Origin of the sequence: Bacillus cereus group sp. BfR-BA-01330, assembly GCF_022663885.1 — a bacterium.
In the GTDB taxonomy this organism is placed as follows: domain Bacteria; phylum Bacillota; class Bacilli; order Bacillales; family Bacillaceae_G; genus Bacillus_A; species Bacillus_A cereus.
Map to the genome: position 1 here is coordinate 242,030 of NZ_JAKUGK010000006.1, position 20,994 is coordinate 263,023.

Here is a 20,994-nt window from a genome sequence, read left to right on the forward strand (position 1 = left end):
GATTTCTCTATTCGTATGAAAGCTACCCTCTAACATTAACTGTTTTTTCCAGTCACTTCTATACTCAGTATAGTACTATCAATTGCTAATTTTTCAATGAGTTTTTTCGCCTTCCCGTATGGAAATCTCTCTACTAATATATAAGGAAAATTTTTTGAACCCTTTAACAAATCAATTGCGGAAATCTCAAGCCCTAATACGTTCTTTATTCTTATTAAATCTTTCAAACCTTCATTAGGAGTTTTCACTAAAACTATATTACAAATATCAGATGACTTATGTATTGTTTTCTGTTCTATTTCACTTACACAACCACTATTCACCCATTTTTTAAAATCAGCGGTAATTACAGTAGCATGGCTTGGATTCATGTCCCCAGAATCAATTACTACCACCTCTTTTTCCTCTGCATGTTGAGCCATTAAAAATACATTACCACCACCGTCATCACCAATTGAGACATACCCCCTCGCATACTCATCTACCTCCCAAACCTCGTTCCTCTCTGCAATATGCTCCGTACCATAAATAAGTAACCCACCACCGATTGAAAAGCCATTTGTACATCTCAATAATCCCTTATATACATTAAGTAATGTAACATTCATACGATTTTCTACTGCTTGAATTTCAATATCATTCGCTGCTGACTTTTCTATTAAATCTGGAATATTAAATAGATTAATCATTTAATAATCCCTCCTAAACGATCAAGATATTTAAACGTATCGCCTGTCATCTCTCTATAATCGTTTCACAATAGAGTTTATGAAATTCATAAAGTATGTCGGTATGTAAGCCTTCATTTTTCATTTGGTAAGTAGACAATCATTTTCCCTTTCATGTACTCACCTTTCCATCCACAAGGCCATCCTCCCATTTTATATACCTTAAATACCTTTTCATAAAAATTATCCACTTTTCCATTTACTAAACGATTTAGTGCACACATCTCAAGGTCTCTTTCTACTTCTTCAAGAATATTTATATGGTCAATAGAAATAAATTCCTGATAATAATTATAGTTATCAGAAAAAACTTCATATAACATCTCTTTTTTTGATTCCATAGTAGGATTATAAGTTCCTTCTAATAATTTTGCACTTTCATCCGATTTCATATCATCCCAAATGATTTGGGTAACATCCAAATCTTGAGACCAAGCCAATTCCTGTGCTTTATCAAAATCATGAGTCATTTCAATGTCATGTAATAATTCATGTAACTTTATATCATTCCTATCAAATAAGCTTCTCTTTTGTATATACTCGATAACTTCCTCAACTAACTTAGTATTTTCACCATACTTCATCCCTGTAGCCACCTTTCGCGTCCGTCGTCCTTCATTCCCCTTCTCCATACCGTATTCACTTATGGATATTCTTTTGGATTTCATTGATTTTTTGTAAGTATCTTTACTCATGCAGAGCTACCTCGAAACCCCAATGCCCTCGCTTTGAAATAAAGTCTAATCAAAAACAACTCTTAATCCTAAGTTTTACGATAAATAAAAAGAATCCATTTTGAAAAAAGATTGATCAAAATGGATTCTTCTTCAGCAGATTTTTGTTTGGGCTTTATAAAAAATCCAAGCATTTTCTGCCTGTATCGCTCCATTATCGTGCCTGGTTATTCTCTCTAAAGTGAAGAGGCACTATTAAACTTTCTTAATATACTCATACACTTCTTTAGGTTTTATATTAAGCATGTGGGCAATTTCCGTTATTTTCTTTCCTTCTTCCTTCATCTTTTTTACTTTTTTCTCCATTGTTTGCTCGTATTCTTCTGCAATATCAAATAACGGACTTAATAAAGAGTGCCATATTTCAAAATCAGTAAATTTATTTCTTTTCAAAAACTCATTTAACAATATATCCAATTCTTTAGTTAGTATCATTCTTTTACCTTCTAACACTTGTTTCTCAGTTAGAAAATCACCTATATCTTTCATAAAATTAATAAATGATTCCATGGAATCTGCAAGAAAATCGCCACCACTCCAACTATCCATTCCGTGCATGAGTGAAGATATAGGGTATCCTTCCTCACTTAAGTCAATAATAATTGGATCTCCACACATAGTTTCATATGCAATAACAATCCAATTTGCATCCCAAGTATCTTCCTCATCGGTTACAAGGGAGTTTCCATCGGTGTCAATGCTGTATCCTACTTGAAATTCATCTAATTGCTCAAAAGAAGATACATCAAAATTTACATACTCTCTAATTTTTTTATATTCTAAGTTAATAAGTTCTAAATTTTTCTTTATCTCTACTTTTTGATGATAAGAATTAAATTGTATCATTGTCATTTTTACTACATCCCTATTCATACTTTATATGTATTCTTTTGTATCTGGTTGTTTACTAACAAACTAAGCCAAGAATATTAATAATAGATATTGTTATTTTTTCTTTGCTGTATTCCCTATAGTTATTAGAAAACAAATTACAATGAAACTATAACACCAAATTCTCTACATGTTCTCAAATGTCTAATAAGATATTCACACCAACATTATTTACTAATAACTCGGTTAAAGATGGTGCAATTTTAACTGCATCCTCCATGTCCAAATTTCCAAAACTGTTATAGTATATACCAAAACCATCTTTACCTTGTAGATAAATTAATGCACCCCCACCTTCATCATCACCAATTGCGAGTGAATGAAGAAGGTAATTCTGCACTTTATAAGCTTCATTCATTTCTATGCAGTCCGAAGCTCCCCATATCCTAATATACATTTGGTCATTAACATTAATTTCAACATTTGAAGCTAGCTGAAGCATTTCTATATATTCTGTAGGTACATCTATTACTGAGAAATACTGAAGCGCTTTAATTTCTTTTTCTTTCGAAGGAGGTTCTTTTGTATCAACAGTATACATAGCACTGATATTATGTAGTATGTTCATTTTAATTTTGACTTTCTATTAATCATGTAACTTACTTAAGAACTCTGTAAACGTATTAGCAACAAAAAATACATTTTCTCTTGCCAGTTCTTCTACTTGTGCTTCTGTTAAACCTTCTTGATGCATTAACATTTCTTTCTCGCCAGCATTCTCATGTTCCCAAAAAACTACAATTGGGTTTTCTGTATTATTTTTATAATCTAAACAAATTAAATTTCCAGCTGGATCAATTGCAATAGGGAATACTTTTTGCGGAAGCGTAGGTTTGTATATTTCATACTTTTTAACAATGTACTCACTACTTTCCTCATCAAAACTAAATAAACTACCAAAGCAACGCTCTACATTGCCTACATTAAATTCTTCTGGTAATACACTCGCACCTCCATTTATTTTTACACAATCAATATAATCTTGAGGTAACTGGAAGCCTAATTGTAATCCAATTTCTTTAATCTTAGTTTCTGATACTTCTGCATCAGCATATTCCCACTCTAAATCTTTTCTCATCTAATACCCTCTCCCCATAATTTATTTCCACCAAGATGGTTAACCCCATGAATATCTGTTAATACTAATTGCATCTTTCCAGGAACCTGATGATGGTGCCAAGTAAGCCCCTTTATTCTTGCTCTCCCCTTTTCAATCTGATTAAGCTGTTGTGGAGTAAAAAGTTCCCTTGATACTTTACCTTCTTCAATTGCCTTTTTTAATATCCTTGTACACTCTTTAAACTGATCTGTATCTTTCATAACATAATATTCTTCCTTTAATTTTAACGCAAATTTTAAGTTATCTCCTTTAAAAATAGGAAAACCTAACACATCATAGCCTACACCCTGCACATGTGTTCCTCCTGCCAATCCTTTATTAATTATATTATTTTTAGGTGAAGCGTTTAAAAAGTCATCAACATATCCTACTACTGATTTAAACTCTTCAACACTATCATACCCAAATTCTTTGATAGTAGTATCATCTACTTGTTTTAAGAAATCTTCAACACTATCATATCCCTTAGGCACAATTGATCTATTAATCAAATTTCCGTCTTTATCGTAATTATTTTTAATTACTTCGTCAATTTCAGATCTATGAACAGCGTTACCCGTACCCTTAACCCCTCCACTCTCCAAATTCGAGATCCTACTCTGAATACTCGCCTTTGAGGCGTCATGGGCTTCTTGGAATTTCCCGCTATAGTTTGTTCCAGTTCTAGCGACACTTCCATCTGGCAGTATTTCTACACCTTTAGCGAATGGGGTTACGGAGTCCGCACCTTTTGCTAGTTTAATTTCAATTATATAATACTAGGAATTTATGTTAGCCTTAATTCATAAAAAATTACTTTTTATAAATTTAACCCAAGTTTCTCGTTACCACATTTCTATATTATAACATTAACTCAATCGTATCTTTTAAAGCTTCATTTACATTAATAGCCTTTTAAATAAAAAAACTGAAAGAGGATTAATCCACCTTCCAGTTTCTTCTTTCATTATTCTATCAGCCCCATAAATTGAGTAATTAAATAAACATGCTCGATAAGTTTGACTTTTTGTAAGTTTTCTACTTTTTCTGGTCCACCTAGTGCAAGTAAAGGTGTGTAACCAAAACATTCATCTATTTCAAGCTTTCCGTATTTATTTAATGCCTGCTGATAATGCTTCCAATCCAATACTTTCTCTAAAAAATAATCATCTTTCGTATTTTTAAAGAAAAACTTGAATTTTCCAGCTACTACATCTACCGTACCTTTTCGATACTTAAGTAATAATAAATAGTTATTTTCCCACACAAGAATATCTCCCATACCTGTTGTAAAAATTGGGATAGCTTCTTCATAACGGACATAACTTTCCTTTAATATATCTAAATATTTTTCTGGGTTTATTGCTCTTAAGTATCCATTTAACATACTCCCAAACCCATAGCATTTCCATAAATCTATTATTTGATCTGGAACTTTCCCTGTATACTTTTCAATGACCTCTGTTGATGGTTTTTCGAAAGATATAAAATCATTTATATTTTCCATAGTATCCCCCTACTCCGATTTCAATCTAACATTAAGATATGTCAATTTTTTTCTTCCTCTGATAAGGTGTCAGCAACTCGTCTAATTTCCTTATCCACATTACCAATCCTGCTTTTCCACTGCGAACCTATTGATGAATTAATTCTAGAATCACCCATGCCAGTTATTTTTAATGGATTTCCACCCGCAATTTGATCTGGGTCATGTAATGCAGCTTTATCCTTTATCCACTTTAAAGCTTGCTCTTCTGCTTCCCTAAATGAAAAACCTTCTTCCATAAATTCATCAATCTTATCTTGCACAGCTTGTTTTCGTGTTAATCTTTGAGCTGAATTTGCTTGTTTTGATCTCCCATATTTAAAAAATTGGTTCCGATTCTAAATAAACTCATAAACTGTCAATTTTCCCAGTCCATCTTCTTGGTTTTTTAATTGTCGTATAATCTCATCTTCATTATGTTTCCGATTATGTTTAAATTCGATTCCAATTTCGTCAGTACGCGAGCTATTATTACCCACTCCGCTAGTTTTATTACTTCCTTCTAATTTACTATGCCCATGAGCAAGTTGATAAGCGTCATCCTTAGTTACCGTACTTGCCTTTGAAAACTTTCCAGTTACTTCTCCAACAGTTGAAGGAAGCTTCACTCCTATTCCAGTATCCACCATCCTAACCGTTACTGGAATAGGAGTATTTTTCATAGCATCTAGTGCATTCTTTAAAGTCTTATTTTCCCTAGGCGATTGTACCACATTATTTCAACGCTAAAACACAAAAAAGCACTTGTTGCCTCAAATAGACAATCAAGTGCTTTAAGTTTCATCTGTTTTTAAGCAGCATAAATTTGTAAGTTTTGTAGTAACAGTATGACACCTTTTATATGTGGTAACAACTACTACGTTAAAACTTACGAGTTTGTACGAGTTCGTTAGTTTAATATATATTCCATGTGTTTATATTCAGCACCCAGTAAAATGTCATCTCGCCAAAGCTCGTACTTCTTTTTCTTTTCTATCATTGTACATAGTACTCCATGATGGTACAACCATCATGGAGTTTACTCTTCAAAATAGCCATTTCTTTTTCTACCCACTTCTCATATATGCTTATGCATGTTTACGTTAAACCACTATAAACTTTTATCATATATGGTATTGCACTCAATTTTTTGTATCTTCAAGATTTTTAAGATGCTTTTCTAAGTATTTTTTCCCTGAATTACTTTTAGGCATAAGACCAAGATGTTCATATTCCCAAATAATCATTCTCTCGTGGGAATTTTCATCTGAAAGGTCATCATAATTAAAGTCAATATTAAACTTTCCTGTATTATCAAAAATCATAGTGAAATTTGTCCAAGCTTCTTGATCATTATCAATAAACTCTTTCTTCATTCTCTTAATACAATCTAACAAACGATGCCACTTCTTAAAATATTCTTCTTCTGGGACATTAAAGAGTTCAAAAATACTATGACTGTAAATAGGAGTACTATTCTCTTCAGGGTAGTAATAAAAATATGATTCTTGAGCACCTTCCCCAACCTCACCATACAGGTAAACCTTAAACCACTTCTCTGGAATTGTATCAATTACAACCTCTGCTATTTCATTGTATAACTTGCTTAATTTTTCATCATTCATCTAATTTTCCTCCTGGTACATTATCAAAATTCTTTAATCTCCATCTATCTTCATCACCAATTTTATATCTAATAACAAAACTGTCTGGACGTTTTGAATTCCCGCTATAATTCGGCGTTATTTTCACCCTAACTTTATCACCATCATTAAGAGCATTAGCCCATTCATTCTCTAGTTTTTTCCATTCTCCTCTGTTTAAGTTACTATTCATTGGAACTAAATTATCCATATTACCAGAGCCTTTAAATATAGTTGCAATTAAATGTCCGCCGTCATCATCATCCAAACGGTCATTCCCACCTACCACTCTCTGAGCGTAGTTATTCCGCTTACCATCACCTAATTGAAGGCTACCCTCGCAACTTGCAACACGCCCTTGACTATCTGTTGTATATGTATATCCTTCTTTACTTGTATACTCAACATTTGGCTTTAATATCTTTTTACGTTTTTCCCTAGCATATTGTTCTCCATAGTTTACTTTTACAGGTCCTTCACCCGTACCCTTACTAGCAAGAGAAGCCTCTACACCCTTAATCTTATCATCTATAATCTTATTACTTTCTGTATGATGCTTATTCACCCAGCTTTGGAAATCTGTACCACCTTGTTTAGATAATAGTAAGCCATTTCCGTCAACTTCAAAACTTGCCGATTTGGCTGTCCTATCATCTATGCTTTTGGCTATTTTTTCGCCAAGTTGATACATCTTTTCATTTCCGGATTTCTCCATTTTAAGGCTTGCTAGTTTCAAACGGTCAAGCATAATAGCTTTATTATCACGCAATGATTGTACCACATTTTTACCCAAATTTGGATTAAAACCAGGCATTCCTTCTTTGAATTTTAATAATTTCGCTAAATCAGCTAATTCACTCGTGCCTTTGAATGCTTTTACTCCTTTTCCTACCGCTCCCACAACTGGGATTGCATCTAATCCGCCAAAAATGATGTTTCCTACCCGCTCTTCTTGGCTCAATTTCCGGTGTGTTCCCCAGTCTTCTCCGTCGATACCACTTTTTATTTGTACAGCGCCGTATACTACTGCGGCAGCGGCCCCGAGTGGTGGACAAAGGATTGTTGTGATGATGATTCCTACGCCTATTCCTATGTCTCGCACCATTTCTAGTTTTTTCTGTTCATCTTCTATCGATTTGTATTCAAATCCTCGTGTGGATGGGACTACTTTCTTGTATTCTTCATAATTTAATTTTGCATCTGGATTTTGTTTTTTTAGTTCTTCGTACTCCGCTCTCAGTACGTTATCAAATGCAGGTGAATCTTTAAAAATATCTTCTACTGTTATTTTATCTTTCTTCTTCTGTATTGTTTGTGGTACACTTCCGTAGCCTGCATGCGCACCTGGTAATACTGTCGTTGTTGTAGAGCCAATTCGGTTATTTGTTTCAAAACTGAGAATAGATGTATCTCTCATTTTTTGAGCGAATTTATCCATTTCTACTAAAAAAGGTTTATCTATATGTTCAGAGACTAATCGACCTGCTTCTCCGCAATATTTTTGTAATGTCGAATAGCTATCAAGTAATTCCCCGATTTTTTGCGATTGATCTTTAGGATTAAAATGTATACTACCATCCGAGTCTAAATCTCGTATTCTTCCATCAATTCTTTTTAATGATTCATTTGCTTCCCGTAATTTCATGAGTGCATCTTTTGTAATTCGATTCATACCATCCCCCATGTTTTGCCATGGTTCAGGTCTATATTTCACATCCATCTCGTTTTCATCCCCCCAGCCGTATGGTGATTTCTACAACTTACTTAATATTTCACGTAATTGTTCGTCCTTTTCAAGCATTTCTACACATACATTCCCTACAACTGTCGCTGACCTAGAATAGTGTTCAGCCAATTCTAGTGTTTTGTGTAATATATCAGGATATTTTTCAATTACTCTCATCGCTTCACCTTTTTGATAAAAATCACAGCTTAATAAACTCTCAATATTCGTTCCAATGACGTCTACATGGATTTTATATATATTTTCTAACTTCATTACTATATCTAGTAGTTCTTGAAAATTAACTAATACTTCTTCTCCACCACCAGAACCACTATCTCCCATTGATACTTGCATTATTGAATACCTCCTAACGAGAATTGTCTCGGGTCAATTAACTTTTTATATGGCATTTTTAACACGTCATACAATTTCTTATTAACCGCATAGAGGCTCACCCAGTCATATCGATTACGATCTACATCTATTTGAACGAAATCTTCTCCTTCAGTGAAATATAAGAAACATTCCCATTTTCCTCCTCTATTACTTCGAGGCCTCGTATACGTTTCTATCGCTATAACGTTTTTATTTGATAAATCTTTTTCCTCAAATGTTTGTTGTTCTTCTTCTGTCATTCTCTTTGAGAAAAATGTATCTTCTATTTCCCTCGGTTCTCTCAATAAGAAAGGGATGCGTGTTAATAAGGAAAAATATACGTCTGGCTTTGGTATGTAGTCGATCTCGTATTTTTTATTTGGTTCTATTTCCGTTAATACAGCCACTCGGTCTTTATCCTCTTTCAAAAAGCCAATTAATACATTATTCATTCTCGTGTATTCATGACAACTTTCATATTCCTTTAATAGTTCAATTATTTGAAAAGCTGCAGGGGTAATTCCATTTTCACTTGTAAGTAGGCCTTTTTCTTTTAAACTCGTAGTTGCTTTCGTGACACATTCTGCATCAAGTAAAATAATTGCGTCACGGTTTGGCAATCCAAATATATCGGTAACCCCAGCTGCACCTGCGAGAACATATAATTCAGCAGGTGCAAAACTCATTTCTTTCCCCATTCTTTTATCCCTCGTTTCTCCATCACAGTTGTTTTATCGCCCTTACTTCCGATTTATCTCCGTACGTTTGAATGCTTTTATCTAACTCTTTCAAAGCTTTCGTATGTCCTTCAAATGCCTCTACCATTTCTGAATTATATTGAATGATCAAATCAAGATAACTTAAAAAGGCATCTCTCGTTTTTCCATTCCATTTCGCACCTGTGACATATGCTTTTAAGTCTTTCGCTTGGTTTAAAGAATCCTTCATACCATTTTCAATGTTTTGTGCGTAAGAAATGGCACTTGCGGTGTTACTTCCTATAATTTCAACCTCTTTACCACTCATGTTGGTTCCCTCCATTCTTTGTATGCTTAATGGATAAAGTTTTCAAATTCCTTTTTCTTTTCTTCAAAAGCCTTGGTCGCTGCAGCGTATGCTGACGCTTTCTCCGATTCTGCTTTCGCTTTATATTCCAAATACTTTGCATAAGCTGTACTTTTCGCAGATCCAATATCGCTTAATGCACTTTTAAAATAGGATAATACTGTATTTAAGTCTTCATCCTTTTCATGACGTTTTTGTTCAAATTCAACTGCCGGAATTTTATTAGCTTCTAAGCCATTACTTTTACTCTCATACTCTCTCTTCGCTGATTCAGCCTCTTGAATGAATTGCTTTAACTCTCTTTCTTTATCTTTTAAATAATCATGTAAATCATCATACCGATCTCGTTTCCTCGCACTTTCTGTAAAACCAGACGCATTTAAAAAAGCATTGTACAATTCATCTAACATCTTTCTCCCCCTTTAGCACAATAACTATGTAGTTAAATTCGTATATTTAAACATGAATATTCATTACATTAAGAATTAACAAATAATTATTTTTACATATTGCTATTTTATCAAAGGGATTTTAACATTTCCATATTTTATGAATGGCTTTCGCATTTTTCTTCAATAAAGTGAAACTTTAATCAATATGACTATGTATTTATGTGCAGAAATAATAAAAAACACTGCCAGGCGCAGTGTTTTTTATTACTACCTTCTATCCAATTCATTCATATTAAATTCTTGCTTGAGAGTAAGACCCATTCTTTCTTATTTCATCAACAACTATTTCTGGATAATCCCAATGAAGCGTACGAGTAGACTCCCGGATTCGTTTTACTATTCCTTGGGCTGTTTTATTTTTATATTCATTCCAATATTTTGGCTCAGTCGCTCTTAAAAGAACGATAGAAAAAGGATCTGATATGAATATCAGATCCTTAACTTTAATTTCTTAATACATACATCTTTTTACACGATAACTGGTTCATACGTGCTCAAATTATCATACTCAGTTTTTACAATACTAGGCGGAAGGTTAACACATCCTCAGATTCACCTTTTCCTGTAGCAGTGCATAATGTTTAATAAAATTAAAGCATATTTTTACTTACCAGACTTAATTTTTTCGTTATATTCTTCTAAAGTTAACCCTTTTTCTTTTAGATAAACAGCAACTTCTTTTCCTACATAACGATAGTGCCATGGCTCATACTTAATGCCAGTAATATTCTCTTTATCTTTTGGATAGCGGAGAGTAAATCCATATTCTGCAGCATTCTTATCTAACCATTTGAATGCATCGGTAGTTTCAAATTTTGCATTTAAATCTTCTACAGTATTCTGCCATTCAACTGAAATAATGTCTAACGCTAATCCAGTATGATGTTCACTTGCACCAGGATACTGAAGATATTCCAATGCCTTAGCACTAGCCTCTTTATCCGACAAGCCTTGAGATTTATAGCTTTTAACTGAAGCATCATAATAAGTTTGTTGTAATTTTATAGCTCGATAACCTGATCTTAAATAAAGATTGATTCCCTCTTTTTTTGCAGCTGCTACCATATCCTGATAGGAAGTTGCAATTCTACTATCTATTTTCATATTTGGCTTCGCATTTTGGGTGATACTTGTTAATTCAATTCCTAGTTCCTTTGATAACATATGCTCTCTATTTACAAGGATAATTCTCCAATCATTAACATCAGAGATAGGTAAAACATCTTTTTTCTTCGCATGTATTTCATTTTTATTTTTATCGTTATTATTAGTAGTTGCCTGAGATGTTTGCTTTCCACTACAAGCAGCCAGACTCCATCCCATTGCCAATACCAATGCTAAAATTATAAATTTTTTAATTGTATCTCATTCCCTTTTTGTTTATTAATCTTTATACCAATTTCCCAACACGTCTCTAGGAATCTCCTTGAAATCCTTCAAAGAAACCGGGCCGACAAATTTTTTAATTCCATGTTTTTTAGAATTTTCATCCGAATAATCTTTTAAAAATTGAATTTTAAATTGTTTCTTACCATCAGCATAGTCGGTTACTGTCGGTACGATTGCCGCTTGTCGTATACCAAAAGTTTTATCTTCATACTTAACAAATTGTACATAAGATAATCCTCCAACCAATGTTTCTAGTTTTTCTTGCGCAGAAATAAGATTTCCAAGAGAATAATAGATTAGCGTTTCATGTCCATCTTTATTTTGTTTCCACTCAATTGGTTGAATTACATGTGGATGATTTCCAATTACTACATCTACACCTAAATCTGTTAAATATTGAGCAACTTCTTTTTGTTGCTTTGAAGGTGTTGAGGTATATTCTACTCCCCAATGCACCATAACAATCACCATATCAGAGCTACTCTTCGCCTTTTCCACATCATTTTGTATCTCTTTTTTATCAATTAAATTTAAAGCCCAAGACTTATCAGCTGGAATTTTAATTCCATTCGTACCATATGTATAATTTAGTAACGCAAAACGAATACCATTTTTTGTAATCGTTTTTATTTCATTACGCTCGTTTTGACTCTCATTAATACCTACCGGGATAACATCCGGATATTTCTTCCAGTATTCTCTTGTATTCGCAACACCTTTAATACCCATATCCATAGCGTGATTTGTCGCTTGCGTCACTATATTGAATCCAGTGTCCACTAAAGATTGGCCTACTTCTTCAGGTGTATTGAAAGTCGGATATCCTTGTACTTTTAAATTATTTCCGGCAATCGGAGTCTCCTGGTTCACGATAGCAAGATCACTTGATTTAACAGCTTTTTTGATATTTTCATAAATATAATTATAATCATATGAACCGTCTTTTTGTTTGCCATCTTTAATTACTGCGTCATGATATAAATTATCACCCGTTGCTATTAAATTCACAACCGATTGTACTTTTTTATCTTCCGTAAAATTAGGAGACTGTTGGATAGGACTTTTATCTACCCAATTTGGTGCTTTTAATGATGTATCTATATTGGATTCAGCCGGTGGTAATGAAGCTTTAGATGTCTTAACATCAGTATTACCACAAGCGGTTAAAAGCACTAAAAAAATAAGACATACTAAAAAAAACTTTTTACTTCTCTGTAAAGTATCTAACATGTGATCCTCTTTTCTGTTTTATTCCTTATAACTAGTTCTAACAAATCATTCTTTACAACAACGTATTTTGGTTTTACCCTTAATTATGGAAGGACACTCTATTACACCTGCTTCGGAATATACTAATAATTGTTTTCCGCTTTCTAGCAATCTATCGATTCCATCAGAAGTGATAGATTGCTAGAAAAACATGATCCATCAGGATGTCGACTAGTTTGATATACCTATTCCAATTGCAGTAACTCGTTTAATATTTAAACAAGATAGGAGAATCGTTCATATAGCCTCTTCTCTCGCTTTATGTTTAAGGTGCCTCCAAAAAAAGGGATCGTTGCTGTACCCCTTTACATAGTGCGAAATTTTTGCAACTAATTTCTTTCATTCAAGCGACAAACATTATACCGATAACAATAAGTAAGACCCAAGAACTTATTTTACCAATATACGAAAAAAGTAGCAATCTTTTGTCCCATATAAAGAAGCCCATTAGGAGAAATGAACGAGAGATTCATTCTATTCAATTCCTGCATTGATTAATAAAAAAACAAGCCACCCAACTATTGGATGGCTCTATACTATAAAGAGAATTTGTTATTGGATTACTTCAATTTCCCTTCAAAAACAATCTTCCTACCGCACGGTTCAACTACTGTTTTACCGTCTTTTTTTACTTCATGAAAGATTGGCTCTTCCATACGACGAGACGGAGCGTAGCCTTCTTGTTCCATACGTGCTAAGCAGTCTGTAATTGTTTCATTTTCAAGTACTTCAAATTTCTTTTTATTAGGTTGTTTTGTCATGCCCTAACCTACTTTCTATTTTTCTTGATGCAAATTGATTTTTCATGTAGACCATATATAACATTGCGAGAATTCCCATTATAATCATAACCGCAATAAAAAAGCTTGTATACTGTATTTTTTCTATAAATACGCCGCCTAATACAGGTCCCATAATACTTCCTAAACTAAAAGCGATTCCGGATAATATATTACCTGCCGGTAGTAAATGTCTCGGTAATAAATCAGTCATAAATCCAAGCCCTAAAGAGAAGCACGATCCAATAACCATACCCGCTAAAAGCATGCAGGCAAAGACGATCCAGTAATATTGATCAAATACGGCGGCAAGTAGAAAAATGCCCGTACTTATGCTAAACGTCCACGTTAATATACGGTCCCTTCCGTATTTATCACTCAATATACCGAGCGGAATTTGTGTAATAATACCCCCAACTGCAAATGCTGGTAATAAGAAGGATACATCTGAAACAGACCACCCTTTACGAAGTGCGTATACTGGTAAGTTACTGTTTAACATTGCTTCAAGTACGCCATATGCAAGTGGTCCCAGCAGTGCAATCCATCCTAATCCAACAACTTGTTTATAACGAGAAAATGATGATTCACTCTTCACTTCTCTTTCATCTTGCGCTGGGAATGCATTTTTTGTTGGAAGTAGTAAAAGCCAACCTATTAAACAAAGTATAGTAGATATAATAAATGGTGTCGCAAGACCGTACTGCACAGTGCTTGCTAAATACGGACCAACAGCAAAACCAATTCCGAAGAATACACCGTATATCGATACTTGTCTCCCTATTTTACTTGGGTCTGATGTTGTCGTGATCCATGTTTGTGTTCCGACATGAAGCATATGATCTCCAACTCCAACTAGAAATCTAAGGATAAACCATACCCAAAATGAAAATGTTTGTGTAAAAAAGAATAATGAAATAATAACGAGAAACCCACCTATAACAATAATCGGCTTCATTCCAAACCTTTGCATCGGTTTTTCAAGAAACGGCGAAATAACTAATATCCCAATGTACAATGCCGTCGCATGAATACCATTAATACTTGAACTAACCCCTTCTTGTTCAAAAATCATTGCAATGGCCGGTAAGAGCATTCCTTGTGATAAACCCGAGATTGCTACAATCCCAACCATAATCCAAAAAGTAAAACGCATTGACATCCCTTTCCCTCTCCTTCTCACGCTTCCACTTTTCATTATAAACCGTTTCTGCAAATGCGTGTACGAATATTCGCAATAAAAAACAAGCTAAAAGAATGAATCTTTTAGCTTGTTACCTTATCCTTCCCAAACTTGTGCTTTCACATTGTTATGAAATTGCTTAAAGTATGGATGTTTATAAAAAGCAGTTTCATATAAGTATTGCTGTGCGTTAGCGATTGGTGGCTGCGGATATTGCATTTGTAAAGGAACTACAGCTGGCGAAACTTGCATATACAGCGGTTTTATCATCATTTTTGTATATGCGTAATGATTATATGGCGAATAAGCGATGAAAAATGGTTGATGCATTGATAATCTCCCCTTTAACATACAAATGTTATAGTATATGCAATACTGCTCATTTCGGGGATTATTTCTGTTCTAACCAATTCTCTACATGTTTTATAAATACATCTAAACAATCAATAAACGGCGAGTGTCCGCAATCTTCTAATACCTTCAACTCTGCATTTGGCAAATGTTTCGCTAATTCCTCACCGACTACTTGCGGAACGACATAATCTCTATCTCCTTGTATGACGAGTGTTGGCGCTTTAATACGATGAATTTGTTTACTTCCCTCTACAACCCCATTATGTTCATCTGAAATATTAAATGTAATGAGCGCATAATTCACATCTACGAAATTACGTTGCGTTAACATATCATCTAAATACTTTTCATAACGGTCCGGTTCAGGTTGATTATGTGTATATATTAATAAATTCCATACTGTACGGTAATATAGTTTGTTCATATTTTTTATCGCGTCTAATACTGGAGCAATTTGTACTGGATCTTGCGCAATTTCTTCTTTCGTCTTTACTAAACTTGATACAATTGGCTGCCCATTCGTATCTTTTTTAAAGATTGGGTAACCTTTCATTCCTACTGATTCTACTAAAATTAACTTTTCTACAAAAGTTGGGTGATTCGCTGTAAATTGCATCGCAACGCCACCGCCCATTGACCAGCCCATTAAGGAGAATTTCTCTAGCTTTAACTCGTCGATAAATAATTTTACATCGTCTGCAAAGTCTTGTAATGAATCTATCGACTGATTATACGTTGATTGTCCAAACCCTCTTAAATCAAGAGCGTAAATATGGTATTGATTTTGCAACTTTTCAATGACTAAATCCCAATGTTGTGACGATGTCATGTTCCCGTGAATGAGTACAAGAATATCTGTATTTCGCCTTCCAACTTCCTGATATGCAATCGTTTCTCCGTTCGATAGTGAAACAAACTCCATTGTTGCAGGCTTAATCATCACAAGTTCCCCCATTCTATTTAATAGAAAGAAAATTCTTTACTTAATTAAAGAATAGCACGTAGAATATACGTTCGCAACATAAAACCTATAAGAATTTTTTACATAAATCAACATGTCTATTACTAGACAATTATTATAAAAAAGTATATAGTTAGCTAGGTAACTAATTTGAAAGGATCAAAATACATGGACGAAAAACAACATTTTTTTCACATCGTCAGCCAGACTTCTCGAAAGTTTACGAAGAAATTTAATGAACGTGTATCTCCAACAGGGTTATTTAGTGCGCAATGGGCTGTTATTTTCCGCATTAATCAAACTGGTTCTTGTACGCAAACAGAATTGTGCCAGTATTTAAATGTTGAATCACCAACGATGACTCGTACGTTAACACGTATGGAAACGATGGGATGGATTATTCGTACAGAAGGTAAAGATCGCCGCGAGAAGCTCATTTCTTTATCCGAAACAGCGATAAAGATGATTCCAGTATGGCAAGAAGAAGTTGATACTTTCGAAGAAAAAACGCTAGAAGGTATTAATGAAGATGATTTACATCAAGCATTTCAAGTGTTACAACAAATTATTAAAAATTTAGATTAAATTGGAGGGATGACGATGCAAAGTGAGAAACTTTGGACGAAGGATTTCCTCGGAACTTGTTTTAGTAGTCTATTTCTTTTCTTAACATTTTACATGCTTATGACTACTCTGCCTGTCTATGTCATAGACGGCCTAAAAGGAAAACCTGAGGAAATTGGTTTAGTTGCAACTGTGTTTCTTATTTCTTCTGTTTTATGTAGACCATTCACAGGAAAATGGCTCGATGATTTAGGAAGAAAGAAAATATTATTTATTTCACTTTCATTATTTTTAGCCGCTACTGTTATGTATTTCGGTGCGCAAAGTTTATTCTTATTACTTGCCCTTCGCTTCTTGCACGGTATTGGGTTCGGGATGGCAACGACAGCTACTGGTACGATTGTAACTGATGTTGCGCCAGCTCATCGACGAGGCGAAGCGCTTGCATATTTCGGCGTATTTATGAGTCTGCCGATGGTAATTGGTCCTTTTTTAGGTTTAACAATTATTTCTCATTTTTCGTTTACAGTATTATTTATCGTTTGTTCCGTATTTTCATTACTTGCATTTTTATTAGGACTACTTGTAGATATTCCGCACGAAGCACCTGTTAGCAAACAAAAACGTGAAAAAATGAAATGGAAAGACTTAATCGAACCATCTTCTATTCCGATTGCACTTACAGGATTTGTTTTAGCCTTTTCTTATAGTGGTATTTTATCCTTTATTCCTATTTATGCAAAAGAACTCGGTTTAAGTGAAATTGCAAGTTACTTCTTTATTTTATACGCACTTGTTGTTGTCATTTCTCGTCCATTTACAGGAAAGATTTTTGATCGCTTCGGTGAAAATGTACTTGTTTACCCTGCTATCATTATTTTCACAATCGGAATGTTCATATTAAGCCAAGCACAAACTTCATTTTGGTTCCTTGGCGCAGGTATGCTAATCGGTTTAGGTTACGGAACATTAATTCCGAGTTTCCAAACGATTGCGATTTCTGCCGCTCCAAACCATAGACGTGGTTCTGCGACAGCTACGTATTTCTCATTCTTTGATAGTGGTATTGGTTTTGGTTCTTTCATTTTAGGTATTGTCGCAGCGAAATCCAGTTATCATAATATGTATTTTATCGCAGCTATTATCGTTGCGTTCACTTTACTTTTATATTATGGATTACACGGACGAAAACAAAAATTCAAGAAACAACCTACAGACGGAAAAATTTCCGCTTAACGTTAATAAGGAAAGTAAACTTCCCCGTTTACTTTCCTTATTTTGTATTTCTTTCAAGACGAGCGTATACTTATAGTAGAAATAAAAAGGAGGGCCATATATGAAACTAAAAAAATCTCCCCTACTCTTACTTATACTAACATTCATATTTGTAATTACAGGGCTTGGGTTTACTTACTTCAAACAAAATAAAACGACCCCAACAAAACATAATGTGACAAAAGAAAACTGGTTAAATGACCCTTACTTACGTTGGTCGTATACCCATATGAAAGAATTCACTTTAGTTAATAACGTAAAAAACAACCCTGACCAAATTGCTCACTTCCCTTCCGCATTGCAAAACTTAGATGATTTTGCTGTAGAGCGTAGATTCGGAAATACAACTCCTCTAAAAAAACTTTTAGACGATAACAAAACAGATGCTTTTGTCGTTGTACATAATGGACAACTTGTTTATGAACGATATTTCAATGGGTATAAACAGAATGAACCTCATGGTATGGCATCATTAGCAAAAGTCTTTACCGGGGCAATTATACAATCTCTCGCTGAAGAAAAACGTATTGACTTAGAAAAAACAGCTGACACTTACATAAAAGAATTAAAAAACACACCGTTCGGTAATGCCACACTTCAGCAATTAATGGACATGCAAGTTTCAGCTGAATATCCTACTCATGGATATGAGCAACCTGGGCTAGAAAATCAAGATGCACAATTATATTTAGCTAGCAATATTTTACCCCGCGGCAAAAATTACGACGGTCCGATGAAAATTTATGATATGTTACGGGAAGCCGAAGAAACTGCACCGCCTGGTTCTTCCTTTTCTTACAATAACGGATCAACAGAAACGCTCGCTTGGATTATTAGAACTATTACTGGTAAATCACTAGCTGAAAATGTAAGCGAACGAATTTGGTCTCAAATTGGTATGGAAGAAAACGCGTATTACGTTACAGATGAAACAAAAGTAGAACAAGCTAGTGCTGGATTAAATGCAACTGCTAGAGATATGGCGAGATTCGGACAATTACTATTAAACAATGGGGAATATAACGGAAAACACATTCTCCCTTCTTCTATTACTGAAGATATAAAAAATGTCCAAGAAGGTGAACTTGCAATTGGCCCTGGAGCTTCCATTTCTTATCATAATCAATGGTGGATTCCGCACAATGAACAAGGTGCTTTTGAAGTGTTAGGTAGTTACGGACAAACACTTTACATCGATCCGAAAGCAAATATGGTAATCGTTCATTTCTCTTCTAACGCAACGCCAAGTAATGAAATACATTCGGTTTATTCAAATATGTATATTGATATTGCACATTATTTAGAAAAGCTTCCACAGTAGTGGAAGCTTTTTCTTATTTCGGTGTTTTATTTGAATCCATTATATTATTCCAGGTTTAAAAGCATTCGTAAATCTACTATCCTCATCATAATTATTCATAATTAAACTTTCTATTAGCAATCCAATAAAAAGTTACGAAGAGTGTCAATAAAATCCAAATAATCGTTAGTAACACATTGGCTATTGTGTTTGAATTTACTAATCACGTAATGAATGTTTCCATCATAAAAGAGTTTGATTATTTTTGTGACCTCTCCTCCATTAAAGCGCTCATTTGCTACAGTTTAATTTTCATTATGCTGTTTTGCCGAGTCCAATGCTTTTTTTAGTTCGTCCGGTTTTTGAGTACCTATTACAACTGAATTATATATCAACTTTAACTCTATGCCTTTCTTTCCATTCATGTTATAGACTTTTTCACCCTTAAAATTAAAACGAATTCCCCATCCTCCAAATCTTTTTAACGGACTGTAAGTAATACTTTCATAGTTACGTATATCTTTGAGGAGATACCCCCTATATTGAAAATGAAAAGGTACAAAACGAACATAAAGACCTTTTCCACGAACCTCAATAATTAGCTTCAATACCCCAAGCATTAATATAGGAGAAGCAATCCCAAAAACTAACCACAAGACAATTAATGCACCATTAGGAGCTGGTTTATCTCCAAACGGAATATCAAAGATAATTTGTTGAATAAATCCATACCACATCAGTATGGCGATCCCTAATATGAGTATCCATATCCAAATTTGTTGTGGCCGCTGAACCTCACGAAAGATAACTTGCTCTTGTTGTTTCATTAGCAATTCCACCTCCTAAATGGCTTATTTATTTGATTTCAACACATTTTATTCAACAATCTGGACTGATTGCTAAACAACAAAAAAATTGTACAAAAATTCCGTTCTGGGGTTGGTATAAGATTTTAACTTGATAGGCATGGAGATACTACCATTACTTCAACAATTCGAGTATCCAAAATTTAAATTAAATCTGAATTAACTAAAGCCGACAGCAATTGGATAATATTCATACTCTGACTGGCTGTCGGCTTTAATTTTAAAGTTTAATTAAAAAAATTTTTCTTATTATTTTTGATATAGTTAACGACAATTACAAAATAAGTAACAGCTATGAGATTAATTATACTTAATATTAGACCTGATGGATTGGACCAAGGAAGTACAAAAAGCCAAAATACTACCAAAATCGAACTCATTACATATAACCATTTGAATTGATCTGTCATTTTTAATTCCCCCCTTTTCCCTTCTTTGATGATTTTATCTTTCAAGAAATCATCTCCTTTAATTAATTCGTCAATGCTAATATTGAATAAATCACTTAATGTAATAAGTGTTTCAATATTCGGATAGCCTTTTTCAAGCTCCCATTTAGAAATTGATTGTCTGCTTATGTTTAATTTAAGAGCTAGTTCTTCTTGTGATAAGTTATGCTTTAAACGTTCTTCTTTTAGCTTTTTATAAAATTCCATGATTTTCAACTCCTATAATTTTATTTTTACTATAGATTATAAAAATTCATAAGAATAGAGAAGTAGAATGATGTAACCTAAGAGTAGCAAATGTTTGAAACCGGTGGTTGCATTATACTTCGATGCAAATGAAATAACATTTTTATATATAAGGACAATA

At 33.9% G+C, this 20,994-nt stretch carries 24 protein-coding genes and 1 pseudogene; 3 read left to right on the top strand and 22 right to left on the bottom strand.

Going from position 1 to position 20,994, the window contains the following annotated elements; translation table 11 throughout:
• Positions 1-35 precede the first annotated feature (35 nt).
• The 20 genes and pseudogenes from MR112_RS18585 to phaZ all read right to left on the bottom strand — a co-directional run bounded on the left by MR112_RS18585 (position 36) and on the right by phaZ (position 16,152).
• Complete coding sequence (locus MR112_RS18585) at positions 36-689, bottom strand: SMI1/KNR4 family protein (RefSeq protein ID WP_078186760.1); 654 nt, start codon at positions 687-689, stop codon at positions 36-38.
• A 113-nt stretch (positions 690-802) separates the two neighbouring features.
• On the bottom strand, positions 803-1,312 hold the full coding sequence (locus MR112_RS18590) for a cytoplasmic protein (RefSeq protein ID WP_098915041.1): 510 nt from the start codon (positions 1,310-1,312) through the stop codon (positions 803-805).
• 345 nt (positions 1,313-1,657) lie between these two features.
• Positions 1,658-2,314, bottom strand: coding sequence for an SMI1/KNR4 family protein (locus MR112_RS18595; protein WP_242245203.1), 657 nt, complete (start codon positions 2,312-2,314; stop codon positions 1,658-1,660).
• A 175-nt stretch (positions 2,315-2,489) separates the two neighbouring features.
• Positions 2,490-2,921, bottom strand: coding sequence for an SMI1/KNR4 family protein (locus MR112_RS18600; protein ID WP_078186758.1), 432 nt, complete (start codon positions 2,919-2,921; stop codon positions 2,490-2,492).
• Between the two features lie 18 nt (positions 2,922-2,939).
• On the bottom strand, positions 2,940-3,431 hold the full coding sequence (locus MR112_RS18605) for an SMI1/KNR4 family protein (protein ID WP_078186757.1): 492 nt from the start codon (positions 3,429-3,431) through the stop codon (positions 2,940-2,942).
• A complete protein-coding gene (locus tag MR112_RS18610; protein ID WP_242245231.1) occupies positions 3,428-4,216 on the bottom strand; it encodes an HNH endonuclease in 789 nt (262 codons plus the stop codon). Before MR112_RS18610 ends, MR112_RS18605 begins: the two co-directional genes overlap by 4 nt.
• Positions 4,217-4,419: 203 nt before the next feature.
• Positions 4,420-4,959 (bottom strand): T6SS immunity protein Tdi1 domain-containing protein, encoded by a 540-nt coding sequence (locus tag MR112_RS18615; RefSeq protein WP_000427867.1) that lies wholly within the window; start codon positions 4,957-4,959, stop codon positions 4,420-4,422.
• A 9-nt stretch (positions 4,960-4,968) separates the two neighbouring features.
• Positions 4,969-5,714, bottom strand: a pseudogene (locus MR112_RS28915) (polymorphic toxin type 15 domain-containing protein); the annotation flags it as partial.
• A gap of 405 nt (positions 5,715-6,119) precedes the next feature.
• Positions 6,120-6,602 carry an antitoxin YezG family protein gene (locus MR112_RS18630; RefSeq protein ID WP_000997350.1) on the bottom strand — a complete coding sequence of 161 codons (483 nt, stop codon included), beginning with the start codon at positions 6,600-6,602 and terminating at the stop codon, positions 6,120-6,122.
• Positions 6,595-8,340 carry a DNA/RNA non-specific endonuclease gene (locus tag MR112_RS18635; RefSeq protein ID WP_242245204.1) on the bottom strand — a complete coding sequence of 582 codons (1,746 nt, stop codon included), beginning with the start codon at positions 8,338-8,340 and terminating at the stop codon, positions 6,595-6,597. Before MR112_RS18635 ends, MR112_RS18630 begins: the two co-directional genes overlap by 8 nt.
• A gap of 33 nt (positions 8,341-8,373) precedes the next feature.
• A complete protein-coding gene (locus MR112_RS18640) occupies positions 8,374-8,700 on the bottom strand; it encodes a hypothetical protein (RefSeq protein ID WP_001198201.1) in 327 nt (108 codons plus the stop codon).
• Positions 8,700-9,419, bottom strand: coding sequence for a DUF5081 family protein (locus MR112_RS18645; RefSeq protein WP_000514125.1), 720 nt, complete (start codon positions 9,417-9,419; stop codon positions 8,700-8,702). The genes MR112_RS18640 and MR112_RS18645 overlap by 1 nt, the downstream gene beginning before the upstream one ends.
• Before the next feature lie 22 nt (positions 9,420-9,441).
• Positions 9,442-9,747: a WXG100 family type VII secretion target gene (locus MR112_RS18650; protein WP_000014535.1), complete on the bottom strand. Its 306-nt coding sequence runs from the start codon at positions 9,745-9,747 to the stop codon at positions 9,442-9,444.
• Positions 9,748-9,773: 26 nt separating this feature from the next.
• The gene (locus tag MR112_RS18655; protein WP_000883462.1) at positions 9,774-10,196 is read right to left on the bottom strand and encodes a hypothetical protein; all 423 of its coding nucleotides are present in this window, start codon (positions 10,194-10,196) and stop codon (positions 9,774-9,776) included.
• A 645-nt stretch (positions 10,197-10,841) separates the two neighbouring features.
• On the bottom strand, positions 10,842-11,573 hold the full coding sequence (locus MR112_RS18660; RefSeq protein WP_000241986.1) for a M15 family metallopeptidase: 732 nt from the start codon (positions 11,571-11,573) through the stop codon (positions 10,842-10,844).
• A gap of 48 nt (positions 11,574-11,621) precedes the next feature.
• Positions 11,622-12,857, bottom strand: coding sequence for a CapA family protein (locus MR112_RS18665; protein ID WP_242245205.1), 1,236 nt, complete (start codon positions 12,855-12,857; stop codon positions 11,622-11,624).
• Between the two features lie 599 nt (positions 12,858-13,456).
• Positions 13,457-13,657 (bottom strand): NETI motif-containing protein, encoded by a 201-nt coding sequence (locus MR112_RS18670; RefSeq protein ID WP_000166303.1) that lies wholly within the window; start codon positions 13,655-13,657, stop codon positions 13,457-13,459.
• Positions 13,641-14,837 (bottom strand): MFS transporter, encoded by a 1,197-nt coding sequence (locus MR112_RS18675; RefSeq protein WP_000062798.1) that lies wholly within the window; start codon positions 14,835-14,837, stop codon positions 13,641-13,643. The genes MR112_RS18670 and MR112_RS18675 overlap by 17 nt, the downstream gene beginning before the upstream one ends.
• 117 nt (positions 14,838-14,954) lie before the next feature.
• Positions 14,955-15,188 carry a hypothetical protein gene (locus MR112_RS18680; RefSeq protein WP_000554159.1) on the bottom strand — a complete coding sequence of 78 codons (234 nt, stop codon included), beginning with the start codon at positions 15,186-15,188 and terminating at the stop codon, positions 14,955-14,957.
• A gap of 61 nt (positions 15,189-15,249) precedes the next feature.
• Positions 15,250-16,152, bottom strand: coding sequence for an intracellular short-chain-length polyhydroxyalkanoate depolymerase (phaZ, locus tag MR112_RS18685; RefSeq protein ID WP_048657056.1), 903 nt, complete (start codon positions 16,150-16,152; stop codon positions 15,250-15,252).
• Between the two features lie 189 nt (positions 16,153-16,341).
• Between phaZ and MR112_RS18690 the strand changes: the two genes are divergently transcribed.
• The 3 genes from MR112_RS18690 (at position 16,342) to MR112_RS18700 (ending at position 19,333) form a co-directional block, all read left to right on the top strand.
• Positions 16,342-16,758: a MarR family winged helix-turn-helix transcriptional regulator gene (locus MR112_RS18690; RefSeq protein ID WP_000343680.1), complete on the top strand. Its 417-nt coding sequence runs from the start codon at positions 16,342-16,344 to the stop codon at positions 16,756-16,758.
• Between the two features lie 15 nt (positions 16,759-16,773).
• Positions 16,774-17,973, top strand: coding sequence for an MFS transporter (locus MR112_RS18695; protein WP_001190318.1), 1,200 nt, complete (start codon positions 16,774-16,776; stop codon positions 17,971-17,973).
• 100 nt (positions 17,974-18,073) lie between these two features.
• Positions 18,074-19,333 carry a serine hydrolase domain-containing protein gene (locus tag MR112_RS18700; RefSeq protein ID WP_071739595.1) on the top strand — a complete coding sequence of 420 codons (1,260 nt, stop codon included), beginning with the start codon at positions 18,074-18,076 and terminating at the stop codon, positions 19,331-19,333.
• 284 nt (positions 19,334-19,617) lie between these two features.
• Here the strand turns inward: MR112_RS18700 and MR112_RS18705 are convergent, their stop codons facing one another.
• Positions 19,618-20,139 carry a DUF6141 family protein gene (locus MR112_RS18705; RefSeq protein WP_242245206.1) on the bottom strand — a complete coding sequence of 174 codons (522 nt, stop codon included), beginning with the start codon at positions 20,137-20,139 and terminating at the stop codon, positions 19,618-19,620.
• A 266-nt stretch (positions 20,140-20,405) separates the two neighbouring features.
• Positions 20,406-20,834: a helix-turn-helix domain-containing protein gene (locus tag MR112_RS18710; protein ID WP_053512606.1), complete on the bottom strand. Its 429-nt coding sequence runs from the start codon at positions 20,832-20,834 to the stop codon at positions 20,406-20,408.
• Positions 20,835-20,994: the final 160 nt, after the last annotated feature.